This window comes from Olsenella sp. HMSC062G07 (assembly GCF_001811895.1).
Taxonomy (GTDB): Bacteria; Actinomycetota; Coriobacteriia; order Coriobacteriales; family Atopobiaceae; genus Olsenella_F; species Olsenella_F massiliensis.
In genome coordinates this window covers 1-19433 of record NZ_KV806936.1, presented here as the reverse complement: position 1 = coordinate 19433, position 19433 = coordinate 1, and the positions used below count along the sequence as shown (strand labels likewise).

Here is a 19433-nt window from a genome sequence, read left to right as displayed (position 1 = left end):
TTGTCAAAGCGCTGGGGTTTGTCGGCCTTTTGGGCGAGGCTCGTGGGCACTGTGAAGCTGATTGACTGACCTGGCCCCAGCGACGGGATGGTCCATGCGAGGGTGCGACCGTCACGCGTGCGGCTTGCCGCAAGAGGTCTTCCATCGATGACATCAAGGCGCAGCTCGAGTACAGAGAGGCCAACATGGCCGAGGTGGAGGCATTCAGCGTCTCCCGCACGCTGGGGCTGGACGAGAAGGTCATGATCGACGAGGGCCGCGGCAGCTTCGTGGTGGTGTCTGGCGGGAGGAACTGGAAGTCCACCAACCCCGACGTCATACCCCTCAGCCAGGTGACCGGGGCTCAGGTTGACTTCGACGAGAGCCGCAGCGAGGAGACCTATCTGGACGACGAGGGCAACCGCAGGAGCTACGTGCCACCTCGCTACAGCTACTCCTACAGCTCTCGCGTGGAGGTGAACGTCAACAACCCCTGGTTCGACTCGTTCTCGATCGACGTGGCAAGCGGGAGCACGTCCATGCCTCACTCGCTTGAGTCCGAGCAGGCACGGTCTGCCGCACAGGAGATCTGCTCCGCCCTCACCACCGAGCGCGAGCGCATCCATGAGGAGGCGGAGGCAAGCCGCGCCCCCAAGACGGCGATGACCTGCCCGCACTGTGGTGCCACCACCATTCCGGATGCAAGCGGCTGCTGCGAGTACTGCGGCGGAGCCATGGGCGCGTAAGGGAGGCGCAGGATGGGACTCATCAAGGCTGCATTGGGTGCTGCTGGCGGCATGCTCGCCGACCAGTGGAAGGAAATGATCTACTGCGAGAGCATCCCCGCCGACGTCCTGACCGTCAAGGGCCAGAAGCGCGTGGGAGGTCGCAGCAGCAACACCAAGGCAAGCGACAACATCATCACCAATGGCAGCGCCGTGGTGGTGAACGACGGCCAGTGCATGGTCATCGTCGAGCAGGGCAAGGTGGTTGAGGTCTGCGCCGAGCCCGGAGAGTTCATCTACGACAACCAGGTGGCGCCAAGCGTCTTCTCGGGAGACCTGGGCCAGAGCCTGGCAGACACCTTCGCCCAGATCGGCAAGCGCCTCACCTTTGGCGGAGACACGGGCACTGACCAGCGCGTGTATTACTTCAACACCAAGGAGGTCATGGGCAACAAGTATGGGACGGCAACTCCCGTGCCCTTCCGTGTGGTGGACGCCAACATAGGCCTGGACGTGGACATCTCCGTGCGATGCAACGGAGAGTACAGCTATCGCATCTGCAACCCCATCCTCTTCTACACCAACGTGTGCGGAAACGTCGAGAGCGAGTACAGGCGAGCCGAGATAGACAGCCAGCTCAAGAGCGAGCTGCTCACGGCCTTGCAGCCTGCGTTCGCCAAGATCTCTGCGGCAGGCGTGCGCTACAGCGCGGTTCCCGCGCACACGCAGGAGCTTGCGGACGCCCTGAACGAGGCCCTCTCGTCCAAGTGGCGGGAGCTGCGCGGCATCGAGGTGGTGAGCTTCGGGGTCAACTCCATAGCGACCTCACCCGAGGACGAGCAGATGATCAAGGACCTGCAGAAGGCCGCCACCATGCGCGACCCCAGCATGCGCGACGCCGTCCTGGCGGCAGCCCAGGGCGATGCCATGCGCACCGCCGCAGGCAACGAGGGCGGCATGGGTGCCATGGGGGCGTTCATCGGCATGGGCATGGCGGGGCAGATGGGCAGGCCAGCGGGTGGATCGTACTCCAACGCTGCCCCCAACCCGCCCCAGAGCCAGTACGCCACCGCGGCAGGGGGTGGCTTCGCCCCAGCCCCTGCGCCACAGCAGCCGGGAGGATGGACGTGCTCCAGCTGCGGGGCATCAGGCAACATGGGCAAGTTCTGCAACGATTGCGGCAGCCCCAGGCCCGCCGACGCCGGCACTTGGGCCTGTGCGAGCTGCGGAACCGCAGGCAACACCGGCAAGTTCTGCCGGGAGTGCGGCACGCCCGCGCCCACCAGCCAGCCCCGCTACAAGTGCGACAAGTGCGGATGGGTGCCCGAGGACCAGTCCAGGCCACCTAAGTTCTGCCCCGAGTGCGGAGACGTGTTCGACGAGGGCGACCTCTCGTAGGAGGTCATGCCCCCCTCCTCGGCCGCAAGTCCACGGTCGGACGGCCGGAGGCAAAGACGCGAGCCGCCCCACCCCAGGCAAGGGGGTGGGGCGGCTCGTCGCTTGCGGAAACGAGGGAGACGGATCGCCTCGCGGAGAGCGGCGTGGTGATCTTGTGGCCGCTGAGGTCAAGGTCTATGGTCTTCCCCTGGGACACAAGGACGGGGCTGGAAAGCTCGAAGTCGGCACCGATCTGGATGCTGGGCTCTCCGCTGGAGATCGCCGCCTGCAGCTCGCCGGTGGTCGAGGCCTGAACGGGGGCCGCCGCTATGCCGGGAGAGACGGCAAAGGCGAACGCGGCGGCAATTGCGAGACATGTCGCGCGGCAGGGCCTCCATGGGAAGCTCATGGGGACAGGAGGACTCGTTTCTTCGTCTCTCTACCAGACGAGGCAGCGGGGAGGGTGCCCGTCTCAGCGAAGGTAGTAGACGAACGAGCTGATCCTCTCGTCTATGCCAGAATCAGGCGTGCCGTCAAAGCCCACGTGCGTCACCGGCACGGAAATGTCCGCCGACGCCTCTGCGAGCTGCAGGATGATATCGGTGTTCTCGTACATCGATGACATGGCTATGACGCCGCGCGCAACGCCCGCGGAGAGACTAGCCTTGGCAATGCGGTAGCGCGCGTTGGCCGAGCGAAGCCTGCCCACCAAGGAGTCGGCCTTCGCCAGGAGCGCGGACGCGTCGGGCTGGAACGGGGACGCCCCCGCCAAAGCCTCGTGCACGTGCGACATCCGCTCGGCGAGGTGGCGGAAGTCCTCCTCGCCCTCGTAGGCGTCACGCCACAGGAACCAAAGGTACTCGGATGCCGGCATGCGCTTCACGCGCCAGCCCCTCCCCTCCAGACGCCCGAGCGTTCCCGCATTGAGGGCGTCCTCCCACACCACGGGCCACTCCCCCAGGGCAAGCACGCTGCGGCCACCGTCGGCTGGCAGGCCCGCGGCAATGTCTCGCGCGGCGGCCAGCGTCGCGTCATGGGAGAAGCCCGCGGCAGACAGCTCCTCCAGAACGGCCGCGCGACGCATAGGGTCGGCCGCCTGCGCCACGTCCGCCGCCAGGAGCGCGTCGAACAGGGCATCCAGGTCCTCGGACCACTCGGGCAGGCGGTCGAGCCGCGGAGAGACCACCTCGATGGCATCCAGGCCACGCGTCCTGAGCTCAGAGAGGATCACGCGATCGTACTGTCCGTCCGCATCGGCCCCCTCTCCCGAGGGAAGGAGCAGCTGGATGCCCCTGCCGCACCCTTCGTTCGCCCCACGTCCCGCTACGGCCATGTCCGCCGCCTCGAGGGCGACGCCAAGCTCCGCCGAGAAGGACAGGTACTCCTTGGTCGTGGAGAGCGCCTTGCCACGGGCTATGGCATGGTCCGTGACGGGGACGGCCTGCACCCTCATGCCCCTGCGCCGCAGGAGGGCCGCCACCGCACGTGCCGGCAGGCCGAGGTCCGGCATCGCCACGGGCAGGCTGCCGTCGAGGCGGCTCTCGTTCTGGCTGACGGCACCCACCACCATGGGAAGGCCGCTCTCGTCCACCGCCTCGTGATGGTCGAGGCTGTTGAGAAACGCCTCGATCCGCGTCACGACCCCCACCTTGGAGAAGTGCTCGTCCACCTCGATCTGAAGGTAGGGCTTTTGTCCCATCTCCTCGGCAAAGAGGTGAGAGAGCATGGTGTCTGGCCCGCAGCCGTGGTTGGTGAGGTAGATGGCGAACAGCCTTGGGTCGCGGCGAATGAGCTTGGCCGCCGCCAGGATGTGCTGGCCGAAGGGCCAGTAGACGTTGGGGTAGTCCTCCTCCAGGCCAAAGGAATGGGCGTGCAGGTGGGAGATGGTGATGACCCTCTGCCCCCGGTCTATGAGCGCGTCCGGGATCCCCGCGTTGAGAACCGCGTCGGATATGCCGTAGTTTCTCGTCACCATGACCAGCACGCGCTCTTCGGGGCCAAGGGAGTCGAGCAGCCTCTGCCCGGCCTCCTCCGTCTTGCGGGTGAACTCGCTCACGGCATAGCTGCCAGCCAGGAGCGCGCGGGCGGTGTCGTGGGGGTCGCGACCCAGCTGCGCCCCCACCTCCAGCATGGCGCCCGCCATGGCCCGCTGGCCAAAGTCAAGGTCGAGCTCCGGCGAGATGAGCCCTATGCCTCTCTCCGCGAGGCCAAGCTCCTCGGCAACCAGATGCGAGGCGCACTGCATGTAGGAGCAGCCGTAGTTGTGGGCTATCTTGGAGTGCTTGTGGCGGATGGTGTGCACGCGCGGCATGAAGATGTAGTCCACGCCGCGCTCCACCAGCTGCATCACGTGCCCATGCATGAGCTTCACGGGAAAGCAGGTCTCGCCCTGCGCGGTCTGCTGGGAGAGACGCACGGTCTCCTCGTCCGACACATCCGAGACAACCACGTTGAAGCCCAGCTGAGTGAAGAAGGCGTTTGCCATGGGGAAGAGCTTGTACATCATGAGGCTGCGAGGGACACCCACCGTCTCCTTGGATGGGTCTATCTCACCGGTGTAGCCCTCCAGCAGGAGGCTCTCCCCCTCGTGGAAGAACGCCCGGTTGCGCTCGACCTCCTCCGCGGCCCCCCGGCACTCGGCTGCGGCAGCGCCAGAGAGGTCCCAGCCACGAAAGCTCGTGTGCGAGACCTCGGCCTCCCAGGCGAGGAGCGCCGCGCCGACCGCGCCCGAGACCGCAAACCACGGGGAGACCGTCATGCGGTCGCCAAAGCTCTGGGCGAAGGCGGCCACGATGCCAGAGTTGTAGCAGACCCCACCCTGAAGCACGATGCGCCCGCCCACTGCCTTGTTGCCCACCACCCGGTTCAGGTAGTTGCGAATGATCGACTGGCAGAGGCCGGCGGCCACGTCGGCCTTGCGGGCACCCCTGGCAAGGGCGACGTTGATGGCCGTCTCCACGAAGACCGTGCAGCGCTCGCCCAGGTCCACGGGACTCTCGGCCGAGAGGGCCAGGGCACCGAAGTCACCCAGAGCGATGCCCATGCGTGCGGCCTGCTCCTCGACGAACGACCCCGTCCCCGCCGCGCACACCTTGTTCATCTGGAAGTCGACCACGTTGCCGGACCGCAGGCTTATGTACTTCGAGTCCTGGCCACCTATCTCGAACACGGTATCAACCTGGGGGTCCGCCGCTGCGGCAGCCCGCGCCTGGGCCGTTATCTCGTCGCGGACCACGTCGGCGCCCACATGCCTGCCGATCATCTCGCGTCCGGAGCCCGTGGTGGCCACGGCGACCACGCGAACGGAGTCGCCCAGGCGCCGCCCGAGAGACGCGAGCCCCTCGGCCACGGCCGCCTTCGGGTTGCCGCGCGTGCGCAGATACTGCGCATCGAGCAGCGCGCCCTCCTCATCCACCAGAACCAGGTTCGTGCTGGTGGAGCCCACGTCGATGCCCAGGGCGCACGGCGTGCGCCCGCCCGCGTCCCTGGCCCACGGACGGGGCCTGAGGGAGTAGCCGGGACCCGCCTCATAGCGGATGCGCGGCAGGGGGTCGCGGCCGGGAAGGGACGCTGACGCCCTGGTGCTGGCAGACAGCGCGCGGCGCAGGTCGGAAAGCGTGGGCGTGGCAAGAGGGGCCGGGGTGCCGCCGGCATGCGCGATGCCCTCGCGGGCGGAGGCAGGTCCGTCCGAAACGTCAGCATCCCCTGCCCCCAGGCGCAGCCTGGCCGCGTGGAGCGCGGCGCCAGCTGCCTGGAAGTAGAGGTTCCCCTCCTCGCAGAGGAGCTCGCCCTCCCCCAGGCGGAAGACGTCGCGCACGGAGCGCACCACGCCCGAGTTGAGCAACACCCCACCCGAGAGGGCCATTGGACGCTCAACGGGAAGCCCACGGACGACGAGCGCCTTGAAGCTCTTGACCATGGCATGGCAGAGGCCCATGAGGATGTCCTCTACGGGAACTCCCTCCTGCTGGCGATGGATGATGTCCGTCTTCGCGAAGACGGCGCAGCGCCCCGAGAGGCGCGGCACGCTGACGGCACCGTCCACCACTGAGGAGAAGTCCTCCATGCGAAGCCCCAGGCGCTGCATCTGGTCCTCGAAGAACGAGCCGGTTCCCGAGGCGCAGCCCTCGTTCATGGAGAAGCGGGGTGCCTGGCCGGGCCCGATGGAGGTGACGAAGAGCCCCTGCTGGCCACCGACCTCCATGATGGAGCGAGCGGCTGGGGCGAGGAGGGAGGCACCCAGGGTGATGGCCGGGACGTCCTCGAGCACGATGGCGCCAGGCAGGGCGTCGCCCAGGATGACCTGGCCGGAGCCGGTCAAGGCCCAGGCGGCGCACTCCTCCGGCGGCAGGGCCGCGGCGGCCTCGTCCAGGAGCTCGGACAAACATGACGAGGGGTCGCCCCTGTGGGCCCGCATGGCCGCATGCCGCAGCGGCTCCCCCGCGGCGGCATGCGGGCAACCTTCCACGCCCCGTGCGCCATCCGCCGGCCCTCTCCCAGCAATCCCCAGGTCAACAGCCACAAGCTTGACCGATGACGCACCTATGTCAATGCCCAGCGCATACATGCGAAAGGCCCCTCTCCCCCAGACCAGCCGCAGGCCTAGCGACTACCTGCGCCCTCGGCAAGCCTGCCGCCATTGGAGCGGTAGGCGTCGTATTCGGCCAGGAACGCGTCCTTGTCCAGACGCCGCATCTGCACCACGTCCTCGAAGGTCACCAGCTCAGTGATGGGGTTCTCCACGGAGAACGGGAACCCCTTGTCCACCAGGAACTCACCGAACATGGGGTCTTCCAGGACGACGTCCCTCATGCACTTGGTCATGTCGATCGTGGCCACGGGCGCTCCCCTCGCTGTTGTCGGACGACGGGCTCGCCACGTCCTGGCTGCCGTCATATGCCATAAGTTAGTCTTTTCTAATTCTATGGGGCATTATGCCCCACCGGCGCGCTTCGAGCCGTTGCATCGGTCACACGCAGGCACAAAGGCCAGGCCTTCCTCCAACGGAACGCAGGCCCTCCGTCCTGGGAACGAGAGGGCCTGCGTCACTCCTTGGGCCCCCAAAGGGAGGGTCCGCGAGGATTCGTGGCTAGCGCTGGCGGGAACGAAGCTTGGCTGCTCCGCTGCCAACGAGGGCCGTCATGCCCAGAAGGACAAGGGCCATGCCCGGAAGCGAGCCGTTCTCGTCGCCGGTCCGTGGCAGGGCCTTCGGCTTGGTGGGACGGCTCGTCGAGCCGTTACCGGCTCCGTCGTTGTTGGCGTTGCCGCCGCCTCCGGGGACGTCCGGCTTCGCGGCCTCCTGGACCACCAGCGTGCCGGGCTGGTAGTCGAACTCGTAGTTCCCGCCGGCGTTGCCGCCCTGGGGAGGAAGCTCATAGGATCCCGGAGCGGCAAGCTGGGCTTCCGTGACCGGAACGGTTGGGGCCACGTAACCCGCGACGGACTCTGCCGTCTCGCCGCCCACGAAGCCCGTCACGTCCACCTTGAGGGCCGGGGTCTCCCCCACCCTGATGGTGTCTCCCTGGTAGGTTGCCGTGAGCTTGGCCTTTGCGATGGACCAGGTGACGCTCACCGAGTCTGAGGTGGCGGCGGGGGTCCACTCGTAGTTGTCGGACGTCAGCGTGGCCGTTGCGGTGTAGCTGCCCGCGTCGGTCGCCTTGACGTCGCCGGAGAGCGTGTAGCCCTCTCCCTGCGGCACGCCCGTCTGCTCCGTCCCGTCGTAGACCAGGCCAACCTTGGCCTCGGGCCTCGGCAGCTGCTTCCTGGCAATGGACCAGTAGATGGACTTTGCCTCGGTGGTGCCATCGCTCCAGGTATACCCCGCCTCAGGAACAGCGGTGGCGGTGTAGCTGCCCGCGTCGGTCGCCTTGGTGTCTCCGGAGAGCGTGTAGTGCTCGCCCTGCGGCACGCCCGTCTGCTCAGTCCCGTCGTAGACCAGGCCATCGACGGCATCCGGCACGGCCAGCTGACCACGCGGCGTCACCGTGAGCGTGGCGTCAACATACTTGCTGAACTCGTAGTATATCGAGGCGTCTCCCAGCTCTCCGCCGAAGGGCCTGATGGTGTAGGTTCCGGGGGCAAGCGCAGACAGCTCGGATGCGCCAATGACGCTGCCGTCCGCATCGACGACCTGCACGCCTGGGGCAACGTAGCCCCCTGAGGCCAGCGCGCCAAGATCCACGGGATTCGGCCACCCGGTGACCTTTGCCAAGAGCTTGGGCATGGTCCCGAAGGAGACGCTCTCGCTCTCGGCCGTCGCGACAAGCGGCGCCTTGGCAATCGTCCACGTAAGCTCCTTGGCTCCGTACGTGCCGTCAGACCAGACGAAGCAGCGCGCGACGGATCCGTCGGGATTGCGGTACTTGTCGAGCAGCCTCACGGTGATTCGATAGGTACCGGGCACGAAGGTCCCATACGTCCCATCGATCTTGTAGTAGTCGTTCCTGTCGATCTTGATGCCGTACTTCTTCAGGTCGATTCCATACTGCTGGTAACCGTTGTAGGTCAGCCCCGTGCGCACCTCCGGCGGATCGACCTTGATGGGGTCGATCCTCCAGGTGACCGTCTTGGTGCCAATGCCGCCATCGGGCCACTGGTGGTTCTTGTCCGGCTTGACCTCGTTCGTGTACGTGCCCGCCAGGGTCGCGCCACTGAGGCCGCTTACCCGGACATAACCATCCCCATTGTCATAGGGGGAATAGATGAGGCTGCCCGTAAAGGTGGGCACCTCCCCCTGGGAGGGCACCTCGACGGTGGCCCGGGCAATGCTCCAACTTATGAGCTTGATGTCGGTCGTACCATCCGGCCAGACGTGGTCGCTGTCAAGGATTGCCATGGCGCTGTAATTGCCCGCATCCTTTCCCGAGTTGTTGTAGAGACGATATCCCTCTCCGACGACAGAGACGCCCGTCTGCTCCTGACCGTTGTAGACGAGCCCCGTGACGGCCGTGGGAACGGTTGCGACGAGCGCCGGCTTGGTGCCGGCTCGCTTGGATGCCTTGAAGGTGGAGACCGCCTTGTCAAGCTCCTCCTTGGCGGCGGTCACGGACGCGTTGGTCGCGCCATTGGCATCGCGCGCCTCACGTGCCTTGGCAATGGCGCCGTCGAGGGTGTCCTTGTCACCCTGGGTGACCCACTGCCCGTCGGACGATACGTCCTTGCCGTCCGTCGAGACGGTGGCACTGTCCGACTCTGCCTTGGCGGCCTTGATCGAGGCTTCAAGGCCGCTCAGGTCCACCTCGTCGCCAATCGTGTAGTCGATGGTCTTGGGATCGGTCGTGCCATCTGCCCACACGTGACCCTCCTTGAGGGTGGCAACGGCATGGTGAAGCCCCTCAGAGGATGCCTTGCCGTTCTCAAGGGTGAAGCCCTGGGGACCATTGTCACCGACGAACACGCCCTTGAGCTCCTCGCCGGTGTGCGCGAGACCCTTCACGGCCTTCGGCACGTTCACTACGACGCGAGAGGTCTCGAGCGCGGGGGCATCAGTGCTATCTCCCGTCCTGGTGGCGCTGTCGTAATCCACGTCGAGCTGCAGCGAGACGTCACCGGAGGGGGTAAGGGTCCTGTCAAGGGGGACGGCATAGAGCTCGCTTCCCTTGAAGGTGTAGCTCTTGGTGCCGCTCGTCTGCGTGTCGGTGAGAACGAGCCTGGCCTTGTGGATGCGGCTTGTCTTCTTGTTGTAATTGCCTTCCCACATGCCACCGCCACCCCAGTTGGTGGGAGCAACCCGCTCGACGGAGGAGTCAGAGATCTCCGCACTCGTGCCGAGCGCCTGCAGCGTGAAGATGGGGTTCGGGAACGGGACGAGGAGGGTCTTCGTGCCGTCCTCCGCAACGTGGAGCGTGGCGTTGGACGTCACAGGCGAGCTCGGAATCCCGCTCTCAACAGATAGCCCTACGTTTTCGTCAATGGTTGGACCGAAGGGGTTGTTCGGTGTGGTCGGGTATACGGTGAGCCCAGGGATGAGCGGGTTGTACTGCCCTGGCATGCTGACGTTGGCAGAGATGGAATAGGTGCCCGGCGCGAGGGCGCCCCTGTCCTCCGGCGCGGCAAAGGCCGATGCCGGTGCCAGCGAGACCATCATGACCGCGAAGAGGAACAGGGAGAGAATCCTTCCCACAAGCGCGTGCTGTGTCTTTTCCCTCACCTCAACTCCTTTCTTTCGTGTGTCTCACCCCGTGCGGCAAGCACGACATGCCGTCAGGGTGACTTCCGATAGTTTGATTCAACTTACTTTTAACCAGCCGTAACCCTCGTGGCGTTGCAGTGGCAACAGCAAAGTTAGTTTTGGCTTATTTTTGTGCGCCTCACATGGGGCGGGAGATGTCGGACAGCTGGACGCAGCGGGCTCCCAGCAGGCGCGCGTCCTGCTCCCCATGGGTCGAGACCAGAAGCGTCCGTCCTTCCCTATGGCGCAGCACGAAGTCTATGACCGAGCGGCGCGTGCGCTCGTCCAGGCCGGTAAACGGCTCGTCCATCACGATGGCCTTGCTGGGGTACGCCATCGCGCGCACCAACGAGACGCGTCGGCGCTGACCGCCGGAAAGCTGCGAGGCAGGCTTGCCCAGGCTGTCCTCGGGCAGCACCTCGGCAAGAAGGGACCTGATGGCCCGACGGCTGGAGCGGCCCGGCATGACGAGGGCCACGTTCTCCACCGGCGAGAGCGGCGCGCAGAGGCGGTCCTCCTGGAACATCACCGAGGCGTCGCCGCAGGAGATGCCCTCGAGGCGCCCGGAGTCGGCCCGCTCGAGCCCGAGGATCACCCGCAGCAGCGTTGTCTTGCCCGCTCCTGAGGGCCCCATCAGGCACCAGGAGGAGCCGGCGGGCAGGGTGAGGCTCACGTCGCGCAGCACATGCAGGGAGCCATAGCTCTTCTCGACGTGGGAAAGCCTCACGTCGCATGAGCCCATCACTGGTCGCCTCCCTCGTCGTCGCGCATCCCCAGGCACTCTCCCAGCGGCCTGCCCGCACGGCGCAGCAGCCACATGAAGAGCCTCTCGAACGCCCAGCTCATCAGCATGACGACCACGGTCCAGGCAAAGAGGTCGGGCGTGTTGAGGTACGTGCGGGCAAGCGACATCTCCTTGCCCACGGAGGGCTTGGGCGTGGCAAGGACCTCCGCCATGATGCCGCTCTTCCAGCTCATGCCCAGCGCCAGCCTGCAGGCGCTGGAGAGGAACGGCATGAACGCCGGCCTGTACACATACAGGAAGCGACGCCAGCGCGAGAGCCCGTACACGTGTGCCATCTCGAGCATCTGGCCATCGACGTTGCCCAGGCCCGCGAGCATGTTGGTGTAGATGAGGGGCAGAACGATCACGAACGAGAGGTACACGGTGAGCAGCTGGCCACCAACCCATATGAGCAGCATGATGATGATGCTCACCACGGGTATGGTGCGCAGGAGGGACATGAGGGGCTCCACGAAGTCGTGCACCAGCCGGAAGCGATGCGACGCCAGCGCCAGCAGCGTCCCCACGGAAAACGAGAGGAGGAAGCCCGCGACGATGCGCAGGAGGGACGCCCCGCACACCAGCCAGAAGTCGGGCTTGACCACCTGGGTCGCCAGGGCCTGGAGCACGCGGACGGGCCCGGCGAGCACCAGACGGTTGTTCATCGCGGTGTCGAGAAGCTGCCACACGACGACCCAGAACGCGATGATGGCGCCCCTGCGCCAGAAGAGCATCCTCTCGCGGCGCTTCACGGCAAGGGCGTCCGACGTGGGGCCCGCGTCAGGGCTGGCCCCCGCCGCCTCGCAGAGGGCGCGCTCGGCCTCGTCATCCGTCAGGAGGCCCTGGCCGCAGGCCACGCGCACCACCTGCTCGCGCGAGACGCCCAGGGAGCAGAGCATGTCCATGATGCGCCCCGTCGGGACGCCGCCGTCTGCGGCCATGCGCATCATGGGACCCATCTGGGCGTCATCCAGGCCGTCCTCGCGTATGCGCTGGGCCATCATGGCCAGGCGCTCCTCGGGGATGCCCGTAGCGGCCGACACCTCAGACAGGGGCACGCGCGCCATCGGCCTCCCTGGCGCCTGGGCGGCACTCACGACCGCACCGCCGCCTTGGCCTCCTCCTCGCCGATGGCGTCATCGTCGATGAAGCCCACGGGAGGAAGGTAGTAGAAGCCGTCGTCGGGCACGGCGCCACCCACCGAGTCGGGGTTGGCGTCGTAGAGCTCCTGGATGAAGCCCGAAAGCGCGGTGCGCATGGCCAGGCCGGTGAGGCAGGTCATGGCGATCTGAGGCATGGCGTCGGCCGCCACGCTGTTGTTGAGGAAGGTCCCCAGCTGCTCCTGCAGGGCAGCGGCCTCGTCCGTGTGCGAGAGGGTCCAGCGCACCGAGCTCCCCTGCATCCTCAGGTACTCTATGACGGCCTGCTCGTGCTCCTCCAGGAAGGCCTTGTTTGCGACCGTGATGGTGGTAACGGCCTGGCTGCCCGTGTCGGAGAAGGCCTTGTCCCACTCGCTGGTGATGCTCACGGGCACGTAGAGCGGGTCCACCATGAGCCTGGACAGCGAGACGAACGGCTGGGGCAAGATGGCCACGCAGTCCCTCTCCTGCTGCATGAGGTTGAGAACCTCGAAGGGCGTGGACTTGAACTCCAGGGTGAAGCTGTCGGCCATGCCGTTCTTTCGCAGCAGAGCCTCGATGGTGTACTCGGGCGTCCCGCCCTCCCCGTAGCTGTAGACGGTGCGACCGGCGAGGTCCTCCAGCGACGAGATGGAGGCATCGGTGGTCATGACGTAGAGCACACCCAGGTTGTTGATGCTGATCACCTGGTATTCGTTCTGCAGCTCATGGTTGTTGTACAGGATGGGCCCTATGTTGCTCGGCAGGGTGGCTATGTCGTAGTCGCCCTGGTTGAGCGCCGCCGAGAGGCCTATGTAGTCAACCCCGTTGGGGGTGAACTCGAACCTGTTGGTGGTGCGGCCGTTCTGCGCGGCGAGCATGAACTGCGAGAGCCCCATGGAGGGAGGGCCTATGATGAGCCCCACCCGCACGTCGCAGGGGTCCGCGCTGCCCATGAGCTCGCGCTGCTCGGGTTGGGCGGTGAGCACGGTCCGAGAGCTTCCGGAGGGCGCATTGGAGGTGGAGCAGCCTGCGAGGCCGAGCCCCGCAAGCGACGCCGCCCCCGCGCCGGCCAGGGCGACGAACGCCCGGCGGGTGAGGTTGGAGCCATCGAAGAGGGACTTCATGCCTAATCCTCCTTGGGTGCGTCTGGGCTGGCGTCGCGGCGCCTGCGCGCCGCGAAGGCGATCCCCGCGGCGGCCGCGAGGGCAAGCAGGCCGAGGCCCATCTTCAGGGCCGGGTTGTTCCGGATGGCCTCCTGACAGCCCCCGAGGACTCCCTCGCCCTTTGTGGGCCTGGACGAACCTCCCGCAGACAACCCCTTCTGGGCGTCAAGCGCTGCCAGGGCGTCTGCCGCGGCGGCGTCCGCCCGTGCCTTGCCGTCGGCGGCCTTCCCGTCGGCGCCCTGGGCGTTGATGATGTCCAGGGCCGCCTTGGGCAGCGTGCCGCCCGTCTGGGTGGGGGCTCCGTTGAACACCACCTCGAAGGTCACCGACCAGGTGCGGTCTGCAGGGCCGCCGATGATGCTGTTGGCCAGCGACCCCAGGCGGATGCTGGCGGTGGCGGTCTTGGTGATGGTGCTTGCGTCCCTCAGGATGCCCAGGTCAACCGTAATGCTGGTGAGCCCACCCTCCCCGTCGTACGTCGAGGACACGATGTCGAGGCCAGAGATGGAGAGCACGTGCATGATGCGAGACTGGATGATGATGGGGATGGTGACGTAGGCATGCCCGTCAGGCCCCACAGTCAGCGTGGCGTTCTTCGAGACGGACGAGCTGGGCGGGAAGGATGAGTTGGTGAAGTGCGGCGAGAGGGGCAGGCCCGCCTCCTCGCGGTTCACCCAGATGTTGGCGGAGACCGTGTAGCTGCCAGCCGCCAGGTGGCCGTCCTCGGAGGATATCGGGTCCCCCGCATCCGTGCCACCTGCGTTGGTGCCGCCGGAACCGCTGTTCTCGCCATGGGGGTTGTCGTTTGGCCGGGGATCGACCGTGCTGCCGCCGTTCTCGACCTTGGCGAAGCCGGGGAGCTCGGTGCTGTCCGAGGCCTTAGCCATGCTGTCGTAGTCCACGGTTAGGCGGAGGGACACATCCCCCTCGGGCCTCAGCTCAGTGTCAAGGGGCACGGCGTAGAGCACGCTGCCCTTGAAGTCGAACGTCGCCGTCCCCTTCGCCTGGCCGGCGGGAAGAACCGCCGACATCATGTGAATGCGGTCCGTGCGTTTGTTGTAGCTGCCGCTCCAGTCACCGCCGCCGGCGGTGGGCCTCACACGCTCTGTGCGCACGTCGGAAAGACGGTCGCAGGCACCGATCTCCTGGGTGGTGAAGATGGGGTTCCTGATGGGCAGCACGAGCGTCCTGGTACCGTCCTTCGAGACGACGATCTTCGCGTTCATCGAGAGGGGGGCCCTGGGGATCTCGGCCTGCACGTCAACGTCCTTGTTCTCGTCGATGGTGGGACCGAAGGGATTGTTCGGGCTGTTGGCGTAGACGGTGAGCCCCGGGATGAGCGGGTTGAACTTGCCCGGCATGGAGAGGTTCGCGGTGACCGTGTAGGTTCCGGGCGCAAGGTCATGCTCCCCTGCCGCCTTCCTGACGGTCAGGGTCCCACCCTCATACGCGAAGGCGTAGTTGTCGGCAGCTCCGCCGCTGGGCTTCAGGTCGTGCGTGCCCTCCTCCAGGGACTGGGCCAGGACCTTGGGCGCAACGTAGCCGGCAGCCGTCTCCGGCGTCTCGCCGTTGACGAAGCCGGTGACGTCGACCAGAAGGGAGGGCTTCTCCCCCGTGGCAATGGTCTCGCCCCTGTAGGTTGCCGTCAGGGGCGCCTTGTCGATGGTCCAGTCGAGGACCACTGGGGCCGTGCTGCCATCGGACCATGCGTAGCCCTCTCGCAGCGTGGCCACGCTCTTGTGGGCGCCGGCCGAGGTGGCCTTGCCGGATGCGAGGTCGTATCCCACGCCCTCGGGGACGCCCACCTGCTCCGTGCCGTTGTACACGAGGCCGGAGGCCGCGACAGGCTTGTCCACCGGCTTGGCCTCAGGCTCGACTACCACCAGATAGGCGACAGGGGTTGTGGCGTCCTGGGGCTGGCCAGACATCGCCCCACCCGACGTCTTGTAGGCAGCGTTGAACATGCGCGGAGCAAGATCAGCAATGCCAGTATCCTCATTGTTGAGCGGGACCACGGCGTGACCGTCAACTATGGTGGCGTTGAGTTTCCTCGCGCCGTCGGGCCCGCCTCCCACGGTTCCCGTCACCAGGTAGACAGATGCCCCGGGACTCTTTACGGGGACCGTCGCGGACAAGGGGTTCGTCTGGGAATGGAACTCGAGTACCCCGGCACCAATCACCAGCGGGTTTAGGAAGGGCTGACCTTCCTCGAAAGGCTTCATCGCCCAGATGGCAGCGTATGTGCTCGATCCCTTCGGCTCAACCTGCAAGCCCTCGGCCTTCGCAGTGCTAACAGCCTTGTTCGCGTAGGATTCCTCAAAGTTTGACGTGGATGAGATGACGAAGAATTCTTTGAATGAATCAATCAGCAGGCGTCCCTCCTGGGCATTACTGCCCCCGAAGAAAGCATGGTCGGAAGAGCCATCCGTTGAGTAGGTCATGGACACGTCCGTTGAGGCGTCCAGGATAGTATGAGACCAACGCTTCTTTACAGACTGGTCCTCGACTTTCACGAAGCGCCCAAGCGACTTAGTTTCGAAGGAAGCCTTACCCGCTTCTACAGAGGCGGACGTGTCCATCAGTCGCCCTGCGGCAAAGGCATAGACCGACACATCGTCTGATCCCACAGGCATGCTTGCCTTGAATCTCACCTTGGAGTCGAGGTCGATGGGCTTCCCGCCAGAGATCAGCTGCACATCGTACATATTAAAAGTAGTTGAGTCCGAATACAGCTGCGCAAGCATGCTGGAGGCGGCCTCGTGCGCACTTCCACTCTCGACCGTATCGACCCTCAGCTCCGCGTCCTGCAGCTTTGGGATGACGGATGACCCCTCGTCGGCATAGACTTCGACCTCAACGCCTGTCTTCTCGTCCTTGAGCGTGCGAGAGAAGTCTCCCTCCACAACCTTCGTCGCATGTGCGAGGTCAACGCTCAGGTCAAGTGACTTGATATCAGAGAACTTCGGATCGGAGTTCGGGAAGAACGCATTGAGTGTGGTCGCGTAGGTCTTCCAATTACCAAACCTGTAGCTCCCACTCCAGCTCTTCAGGTTGACGGTTAGCTGGCAGATGCGCGAGGTGACACCTGCATCGGCTACCGTCTTGTTGTACTCCTCGTAGTCGCTGCCCTCCTCCGCCGTCTTCTTCTCGATGTCTTTTCGTACCGCACTCAGGACGGTCACACCCTCGCCATCCTCCGCGTTCTGGACAGTGAAGACCGGGTTGACCAGATTGACTGTGAGGGTTCGCGTTCCGTCCTTACCCACGACGAGCGTCGCGTTGTCGGTGGCAGGCGTCATGGGGATTCCAGCCATGCCTCCAATTCTCTCGGGGTTGTACGGATTGGTCGTATACCCCGGGAAGCCGAGCGGGGTCAGCATGGAGACGTTGGCGGACACGATATATTTTCCCGGTGCAAGTTCAGCACTGCTGGCCGGAAGACCGTCCAGTACGGAGGGACCGCCGGCCAGACTTGCCGCAGGGGCCCTGTCCACGCCAGTCAATGCCATCTCGCCAGCAGGGCCGCTCTGCGCGGGGCCTGCCGAAGGGGCGGACTCACTCGCTGCCTGACCCTCGGACGCAGCCGGGGCCGCGGGTGCGGCCTCCTTGTCAGACGGATAGGCAACGGCAAGCGTGCCAAGGTCGTCCACATCCGCCCTGAGCAGGTCGTTGCCGCCATCCACGGACGCATCCAACTTGGTGGCCACACCATCCTTGACGTGGTACATGGTCGCACCGTCGCGCTTGGGCAACCATGCCGTGGCCTCGTCGGTCTTCTGGAGTTCAAGCCTCTGCCCACCACTCAGCAGCTGCACGTCGTAGGCGTCCACCTGCATGCCCTCCGCGTCACGCCCCAGGGCGTCAGCGACGGAAGAGAGGTCGGCGCCGGCCAGGCGCCGCGCCTTGAGCTGGGCGGTGCCGAGCGCATTGCCAAGCGCCTCGTTGGCCGTGCCGATCCTCACCTGCGCGCCCTCGTCGGAGTTTGTGCCGTCAGCGTTGGTGATGGTGGTGGCAAGGGTCCTGTCCCAGGCCCCTCGCTCCTCGGGAGTTGCCTGCTGGGAGCCATCCTGAGGGGAAGCCACCTCAGTCGGTGCGGCATTAGGAGGCTCTTCCTCGGACGCGGCGGAAGCTTCCGCTGCGGTGGTGCCGTCATCCTCGGCAGGCGCCGACTTCTCGATGGGAACGACCTGCTCCTGAGGAACGGTGGCATCCATCACCTCCGCCAATGCGGCGGTGGGAACCGAGGAGAGGACCAGTGCCGCCGCGAGCGCCATGCTCATCAGCCTCCGCGCGCCCTTGTGCGACATGACCCTCAGGAAGTGACGCCTCTTACCCATCTGAGCTCCTTCATTCTCAACCCAAGGCGAATCGAACAGACAAAAAGTCGGTTTTCACAAACTCTAAGCTGAGAAATGGCCGGTACGCCGTTGCCATGGTCACACAAAAGTTATATATAGGTAACTTTATGTGACCATGGCAACGCCTATAGCTCCTCACATGGCGAACGATAACATTGCCGCACGCAGGCCGATGCCTCGTGCAGGCCTGGAGGTGCCGGTCACGCCTCCAGGAAGCGGCGGTCGAGCACCTTTATCTGAGTGCCATCGAGCATGACAAGTCCCTCGTCGCGCATGCGGCTCAGCTCGCGCGAGAGCGCGCTGCGATCCACGCTCAGGTAGCGTGCGAGGTCGCTGCGGTTCATGTCCTTGTCTGCGTTATCCGTTGCGTTGCCGGCATCGCGCACCAGAAGATACAGCTTGATGCGATCGCGCATGCGCTTCTGCGCCAGCATCTGCATCTTCCGGTTGAGCATCATGTTCTTGCGGGCGAGCATGCGCAGCGTGTTCATCATGACCACGCCCGCGCAGGGGCTCTTCGCCAAGGTGCGCTGAGACGTCAGCCGCCCCATGTCCAGCCAGAGCACCCGACAGTCCCCCACCGCCTCGACCTGCACGATGCTTGAATCCTCCGCGCAGGCTATCGCCTCGCCGAAGGTGCCGCCCATGCCCATGTTGGCGACGGTCGAGGCATTGCCTGCCTCGTCGTAGAAGTCTATGCGGATGCGGCCCTCGAGCACGATGCCCGCCCTGCGCACCTGCTCCCCAATGCATATCAGAAACTCGCCCGCAGAGTACGTGCGTGCGGTCGCGCCCAGCCCCTCAAGGGTCTCCCCGAAGGCACCGCTGTCGATCCCGTCAAACAGGGAGCTGCGCCTGAGCGCCCTCATAATGACGTCGTCCATCAGCCATCACCCTGCACAGCCCAACACGTGACGCACGCCTCGCGGCCTGCGCGCTCGTCTCGTTAAAAGTTAGACCATAATAACTCTATGGGTAACATGGACGCGTTGCCATGGCAATGCCAACGCAGCGCGGTCTCTCAACTTCGCAAATGGCCTCGGGCCCGCACGGCACGTGCGGGCCTCCGGGGCTAGGGAGGAATGCCTGGGCTCCTAGCGCCTTGGGAACCAGGGTATGCACCGGTTGACGCGGCGACAATACTCTTCGTACTCGGGCCCATGGAGCTCGAGCAGCCATCTCTCCTCAGTGGCTCTCATGAGCACCGTGAGAAATGCCCAGAAGAGCGGCGGCAGCACCAGCAGCCACAGGTTCCCATGAACAAGGACCGCACCCGTGCAGACGAGTGCGAACGCCGAGTAGATGGGGTTGCGCACAACCGAGTAGACGCCGTCCGTGACGAGCCGGTTTACCTTGATGCCGTCGTCAATCCTCGCGAGGAAGACTGCGGAGACCCACAGCGCGACGCCAAGGGCGACGAGCGCCATACCGACAATCCTCAGAGGGAGGGCAGCAGCCTCGGCTGTGATTCTGGGAATGGCGCCAAGACGGGATAGCGCGAGGGCCGAAACGGTGAAAGCGACAATGACCCCGACGTACAGGGGGCCTGGACCGAACAGAGGCAGATGGCCGTTCTCCTTCGGCATGCTGACGCTCCTAACAGTAATCATAATCTAACTTTTTTCAGTATACCGACTTGCTCTCATGCCCTCGTTGGGGCTGGCGAGCCCAGGAAGGAAGCACCGAAGGTGACTGGGGCGGCTATGACCAAAGTCACCATAGTCAACACGATGGCCGGCATGATCAAGACCGACAT

12 protein-coding genes are annotated in these 19433 nt (G+C 65.4%); 2 read left to right on the top strand and 10 right to left on the bottom strand.

Going from position 1 to position 19433, the window contains the following annotated elements:
• The first annotated feature begins 185 nt into the window (after nt 1-185).
• Together HMPREF2826_RS00665 and HMPREF2826_RS00660 are read left to right on the top strand one after the other, a co-directional pair.
• Nucleotides 186-725 carry a hypothetical protein gene (locus tag HMPREF2826_RS00665; RefSeq protein WP_070638202.1) on the top strand — a complete coding sequence of 180 codons (540 nt, stop codon included), beginning with the start codon at nt 186-188 and terminating at the stop codon, nt 723-725.
• A 12-nt stretch (nt 726-737) separates the two neighbouring features.
• Nucleotides 738-2102, top strand: a complete 1365-nt coding sequence (locus tag HMPREF2826_RS00660) for an SPFH domain-containing protein (RefSeq protein ID WP_070638199.1) — start codon at nt 738-740, stop codon at nt 2100-2102.
• 4 nt (nt 2103-2106) lie between these two features.
• On the opposite strand, the gene HMPREF2826_RS00655 is transcribed toward HMPREF2826_RS00660, so the two are convergent.
• The 10 genes from HMPREF2826_RS00655 to HMPREF2826_RS00610 form a co-directional block, all read right to left on the bottom strand.
• Nucleotides 2107-2490 (bottom strand): hypothetical protein, encoded by a 384-nt coding sequence (locus HMPREF2826_RS00655; RefSeq protein WP_070638196.1) that lies wholly within the window; start codon nt 2488-2490, stop codon nt 2107-2109.
• Nucleotides 2491-2553: 63 nt separating this feature from the next.
• Entirely contained in the window at nt 2554-6648 is a 4095-nt protein-coding gene (locus HMPREF2826_RS00650; RefSeq protein ID WP_070638193.1) for an acyl-CoA dehydratase activase, read from the bottom strand.
• 35 nt (nt 6649-6683) lie between these two features.
• Entirely contained in the window at nt 6684-6920 is a 237-nt protein-coding gene (locus tag HMPREF2826_RS00645) for a hypothetical protein (RefSeq protein WP_200799668.1), read from the bottom strand.
• A gap of 250 nt (nt 6921-7170) precedes the next feature.
• Nucleotides 7171-10230, bottom strand: coding sequence for an MBG domain-containing protein (locus HMPREF2826_RS00640; RefSeq protein WP_070638190.1), 3060 nt, complete (start codon nt 10228-10230; stop codon nt 7171-7173).
• Nucleotides 10231-10390: 160 nt separating this feature from the next.
• Nucleotides 10391-10993, bottom strand: a complete 603-nt coding sequence (locus HMPREF2826_RS00635) for an ATP-binding cassette domain-containing protein (protein ID WP_070638187.1) — start codon at nt 10991-10993, stop codon at nt 10391-10393.
• Nucleotides 10993-12102: an ABC transporter permease gene (locus HMPREF2826_RS00630; RefSeq protein ID WP_083307153.1), complete on the bottom strand. Its 1110-nt coding sequence runs from the start codon at nt 12100-12102 to the stop codon at nt 10993-10995. Before HMPREF2826_RS00630 ends, HMPREF2826_RS00635 begins: the two co-directional genes overlap by 1 nt.
• A gap of 26 nt (nt 12103-12128) precedes the next feature.
• Complete coding sequence (locus HMPREF2826_RS00625) at nt 12129-13280, bottom strand: ABC transporter substrate-binding protein (protein ID WP_070638184.1); 1152 nt, start codon at nt 13278-13280, stop codon at nt 12129-12131.
• A gap of 2 nt (nt 13281-13282) precedes the next feature.
• Entirely contained in the window at nt 13283-17656 is a 4374-nt protein-coding gene (locus HMPREF2826_RS00620) for an MBG domain-containing protein (RefSeq protein ID WP_070638180.1), read from the bottom strand.
• A 221-nt stretch (nt 17657-17877) separates the two neighbouring features.
• Nucleotides 17878-18561, bottom strand: coding sequence for a Crp/Fnr family transcriptional regulator (locus HMPREF2826_RS00615; RefSeq protein ID WP_070638177.1), 684 nt, complete (start codon nt 18559-18561; stop codon nt 17878-17880).
• A gap of 210 nt (nt 18562-18771) precedes the next feature.
• Nucleotides 18772-19263 carry a methyltransferase family protein gene (locus HMPREF2826_RS00610; RefSeq protein ID WP_070638174.1) on the bottom strand — a complete coding sequence of 164 codons (492 nt, stop codon included), beginning with the start codon at nt 19261-19263 and terminating at the stop codon, nt 18772-18774.
• Between the last annotated feature and the right edge of the window lie 170 nt (nt 19264-19433).

Coding starts and splice junctions, on each gene's coding strand:
- HMPREF2826_RS00655 (WP_070638196.1), bottom strand. CDS start 2,490: ATGAGCTTCCCATGGAGGCCCTGCCGCGCGACATGTCTCGCAATTGCC.
- HMPREF2826_RS00660 (WP_070638199.1), top strand. CDS start 738: ATGGGACTCATCAAGGCTGCATTGGGTGCTGCTGGCGGCATGCTCGCC.
- HMPREF2826_RS00630 (WP_083307153.1), bottom strand. CDS start 12,102: ATGGCGCGCGTGCCCCTGTCTGAGGTGTCGGCCGCTACGGGCATCCCC.
- HMPREF2826_RS00650 (WP_070638193.1), bottom strand. CDS start 6,648: ATGTATGCGCTGGGCATTGACATAGGTGCGTCATCGGTCAAGCTTGTG.
- HMPREF2826_RS00625 (WP_070638184.1), bottom strand. CDS start 13,280: ATGAAGTCCCTCTTCGATGGCTCCAACCTCACCCGCCGGGCGTTCGTC.
- HMPREF2826_RS00620 (WP_070638180.1), bottom strand. CDS start 17,656: ATGGGTAAGAGGCGTCACTTCCTGAGGGTCATGTCGCACAAGGGCGCG.
- HMPREF2826_RS00615 (WP_070638177.1), bottom strand. CDS start 18,561: ATGGACGACGTCATTATGAGGGCGCTCAGGCGCAGCTCCCTGTTTGAC.
- HMPREF2826_RS00635 (WP_070638187.1), bottom strand. CDS start 10,993: ATGGGCTCATGCGACGTGAGGCTTTCCCACGTCGAGAAGAGCTATGGC.
- HMPREF2826_RS00665 (WP_070638202.1), top strand. CDS start 186: ATGGCCGAGGTGGAGGCATTCAGCGTCTCCCGCACGCTGGGGCTGGAC.
- HMPREF2826_RS00610 (WP_070638174.1), bottom strand. CDS start 19,263: ATGCCGAAGGAGAACGGCCATCTGCCTCTGTTCGGTCCAGGCCCCCTG.